The 3524-nt window shown below is 68.1% G+C and carries 4 protein-coding genes and 1 tRNA gene; 3 read left to right on the forward strand and 2 right to left on the reverse strand.

The annotated features are described in order from the left end of the window. Both ACFQV6_RS40725 and ACFQV6_RS40730 read left to right on the forward strand, forming a co-directional pair. The coding region (locus ACFQV6_RS40725) for a helix-turn-helix domain-containing protein (RefSeq protein WP_378033075.1) at positions 1-582 on the forward strand (582 nt) is incomplete at its 5' end. Positions 583-598: 16 nt separating this feature from the next. Further along, complete coding sequence (locus ACFQV6_RS40730) at positions 599-1168, forward strand: PIN domain-containing protein (protein WP_378033076.1); 570 nt, start codon at positions 599-601, stop codon at positions 1166-1168. A 130-nt stretch (positions 1169-1298) separates the two neighbouring features. Here ACFQV6_RS40730 and ACFQV6_RS40735 read toward each other — a convergent pair. Together ACFQV6_RS40735 and ACFQV6_RS40740 are read right to left on the reverse strand one after the other, a co-directional pair. Continuing rightward, positions 1299-1371: transfer RNA gene (locus ACFQV6_RS40735), tRNA-Arg, on the reverse strand. A 13-nt stretch (positions 1372-1384) separates the two neighbouring features. Next, the gene (locus tag ACFQV6_RS40740; protein WP_378033077.1) at positions 1385-2539 is read right to left on the reverse strand and encodes an alpha/beta hydrolase; all 1155 of its coding nucleotides are present in this window, start codon (positions 2537-2539) and stop codon (positions 1385-1387) included. Between the two features lie 181 nt (positions 2540-2720). Here ACFQV6_RS40740 and ACFQV6_RS40745 point away from each other — a divergent pair, with 181 nt between their 5' ends. Next, on the forward strand, positions 2721-3410 hold the full coding sequence (locus ACFQV6_RS40745) for a single-stranded DNA-binding protein (protein ID WP_378033078.1): 690 nt from the start codon (positions 2721-2723) through the stop codon (positions 3408-3410). Positions 3411-3524: the final 114 nt, after the last annotated feature.

Below are 3524 nucleotides of genomic sequence, written 5' to 3' on the forward strand. Positions count from 1 at the left end.
CGTCAGCCTCGCGTGCGCCATGATCTGCTGGCGCAGATTGATCAAGTGGACCCAGCCGAGATCGTGTTAGGAGCTTTTAGGGCAGTCATGGGTTACAGTTGTTGCGGATATCGTCGGTGCGGGGAGGCTGAGATGGCGCGTTCGAGCGTTCTGGGCGAGGCGACCCATGTTGAGCCGACCTCGGATGATCGTGATCGCGCGGCCGCGATCAGCCGTGCAGCCGCCGGAGTTTCCCAGGCGACCCTCCGACTGCCCGACGGGGAGGAGATCGCCTTGCCCCAGTCACTGGTGGCCGTGCTGATCGCTTCCGCAGGACAGCTGTCGCAAGGACACGGTGTCACCGTTCTTGCCACCGAGGTCCGTCTGAGCCCGGCAGAAGTGGGAGAGCTGCTCGGACTGTCCCGGCCGTTCGTGGCCCGGCTGCTGGATGCCGGCGAGATCCCGTCGGAACACCTGCCCGACAGCAGGCACCGAGTCGTGCGCCTGGTGGACGTATTGGAGTTCCAGGCACGCCGGGAACGCCGCCGGACGGGTCGCCGACGCATCGCGGACGCGGTTCACGCCGCGGACCTCCCCTACTGATTCATCGGCGTCCTCGATGACCAGGGTCTTTGTCGACACAAATGTGCTGTTCCCGTTCTCAGTCATGGACCTCATGCTGGCGTTGACCGAGGACGGCGTGCACGAAGTGCTGTGGACGCAAGCCCTCCTCGCCGAATGGGAACGGGTCATCGTGCGCGCCCAACGCCGACCAGCCGCCTCAGCCGCTGCGATCACGGCCGCCATCCGTGAGTACTTCGCCGACAGCGAGGTGCCCGAGCCTGCATACGCCCAGCTGATCGACCAGATGCCCGGCAAGGACCCCGACGATCGGGTGCACATGGCCGCCGCCATCGCCGGTCGTGCCGTCGCGCTTGTGACCTGGAATCTCGCTGACTTCCCCGCCGAAGAACTGGCATCCCGGGGATTGCGGGTCTGCACGCCGGACGACTACCTGTGCGGCCTGCTCGACGCCTGGCCGGATGAGGTCCTCGGCTCCATTGTCCGGCTGGCCGGCGAGAAGCGGCGTCCGCCGATGACGCCGGTGGACCTGACCGCTCTACTTGCCAAGGCCGGCGTGCCGGCATTCGCTCACCGGCTGCAGGCGATTTTGACGGAGCGGGATTGAGGCTGACCGGCCGTGTGGCCGTGACCTCGTAGCGAAGGTCAGCCAGGCCTGGCGTTTCGCAACGGGGCGGACGATCGATCGCGACCCTGCAATCGGCGAGGATTGCAAGGTCAACGCCGCGTCGTAGAAGCGCGCCCGGCAGGATTCGAACCTGCGACCGACGGATTAGAAGTCCGTTGCTCTATCCGCTGAGCTACGAGCGCTGGCCAGCACATACTAGGCGGTCGTGCCGGTCTTGTCGTCCGCCTCCTCGGCCGCGGCTCTCCCAGCCCTCGCTCCAGTGGGCTTTTCGGCCCTCGCTCCGACGGTCTGTTCGGCTGTAGCCTCGGCGGCCTCTTCGACCGCTGCTTCGGCCGCGTCGAGCAGCGTGCTGATCGCTGCCTGGTCCTCCGGGGCGGGCGGCACCGCGACCTCCGGTGTGCCCGGTGCGGGCAGGAAGGCGTCGACCCAGCGGCCCAGTTCGCGGAAGACCTCGGTGCGCACGTCCTTGCCGGAGAGCGTCAGATCGTGCATGCCGCCGTTGAAGCGTGCGATGGTCACGCGCGCGCCGAGGCCCGGGGCCCAGCGGGTGATGTGTTCCACGTCTAGTACCGAATCGGTCACCCGCACGTCGTCGTGCCATTCGCGTCCGCGGAAGGTGCGGTCCGAGCAGGCGACAAGCACCGGCACGTCGATGTTGAGGCCGGCGCGCAGGCGGCGCTGACCGCGCCGGATCGCCTCCAGCCACCCGGCCCGGACCGGGAAACCGAGGATCGGTTTCCAGGCCAGGTCATAGGTCCATTCACCGTGGTGGTCCCTGTGCAGGCTGCGACCGTAGAGGCCGAGGGAGGTGGCGGGCATTTTTCGGTACGGGCTACGGCCGCTCACCGCCAGCATCGCTGACATCAGCGGCTTACGGACCAGCCACGGCAGGTTGAAGTCGAAGAAGGGGCTGTTCAGAAACAGTCCGTCGACGAGCCCACGGCCCTGCCGGGTGTGCGCCCACAGCGAGGTGATCAGGCCGCCGGTGGAGTGGCCGGTGACCAGCAACTGGTCGTGACCGTCGTCCTCACGGATGATCCGGGCGGCCTCGTCCAGTTCGGGGAAGTAGTCGGTGAGGCTGCGGGCGAAGTTGGGCGTCTGGTGCGGCAGCAGGCTGCGACCGTACTTTCGCAGGTCCAGGGCGTAGAAGTCCCAGCCGCGCTCGACGAAGAAGTCGGCCAGATGGGTCTGGAAGAAGTAGTCCACGAACCCGTGGACGTGCAGCACGGCCCGCCGTGTCGGCGTCTCCGCGCGGCGCCGTACCAGGGTGGCCACCACCGGTCCCTCGTCGTCGTTGCCCAGATCGATGGTGTGTCGCTCGTACGGCGAGCCCAGGACGTCGGTCTCCACCGCCCCAGGTTACCCACGAGTACCTCTTCGCGCGCCATATCAAATCGAGCCGCCGTTCCGGCCGTCATCCACAATTCGCGGCTGTCCACAGGTTGCGGCTCCAAGATCCCCCCGAGGTTGCCGGACCGGCCAAGCTCTGCCTCCGACCGAAGCAGTCGACGTTCTGAGGGAGAGAAACGCCGTGTTCGAAACTCAACTCGTGATCATCGGAAACGTGCTGACCGCGCCCGAGTGGCGGCGCACCAGCAACGAGAACCAGCTGGTCGCGAACTTCAAGATCGCCTCCACCGCCCGCCGTTTCGACCGGGACAACGGCCGCTGGACGGACGGCAGCACGATGCGGGTGCGCGTCACCGCCTGGCGCAAGCTCGCGGAAGGGGTGGCGTCGTCGGTCGCGGTCGGCGATCCGGTGATCGTCTACGGCCGCATCTACACGCGTGACTGGGTCGACGAGGACAAGAGAGTCCGCGTCACCTATGAGATGGAGGCCCACTCGATCGGTCACGACCTGAGCCGGGGGCGCGGCCGGTTCTATCGCAACAAGCCGACGCCGGCCGTCAGCGTCATCGAGGGCCCGGATGACGACGCGATCGTGGGCGGGGAGCCCGCGGTGCCGATCGAGGAGGCCGAGGTGCCCGTGGCGTACGGGGAGGGTCTGCCTTTCGAGGAGAGCCCGCCTGCCTTCCTCGAGGTGCTGCCCGAGGAGCCGGATGCTTCTTCGCCGGCGGAGCCTTCTTCCCCGGCGGAGGCTTCGTTCCCGGTGGGTGCCTCTCTCCCGGAGGAGGAGGGTTCCGGCGAGGAGGCCGCACCGAGGCTCGCTGAGTCCCGCCGCCCCCGGCGTAGCAGAGGGCGGGAGCCCGTCCCGGCCTGAGTCTTTACCGGATAGCCGCCGCCCGGAGATCTCCCCTGCAGTTCTCCGTCGGCGGTGGCGCCCGGCGGCCCGGCCCGGCGAGGGGTCACCCGGCCGGGCCGCCGGTTGCGGCTC

It is taken from the genome of Actinoplanes sp. GCM10030250, assembly GCF_042666575.1.
Classification (GTDB): domain Bacteria; phylum Actinomycetota; class Actinomycetes; order Mycobacteriales; family Micromonosporaceae; genus Actinoplanes.

What these genes read in the sequence shown, in the direction of transcription:
- ACFQV6_RS40730 (WP_378033076.1), top strand. Translation starts at nt 599, where the DNA reads ATGACCAGGGTCTTTGTCGACACAAATGTGCTGTTCCCGTTCTCAGTC.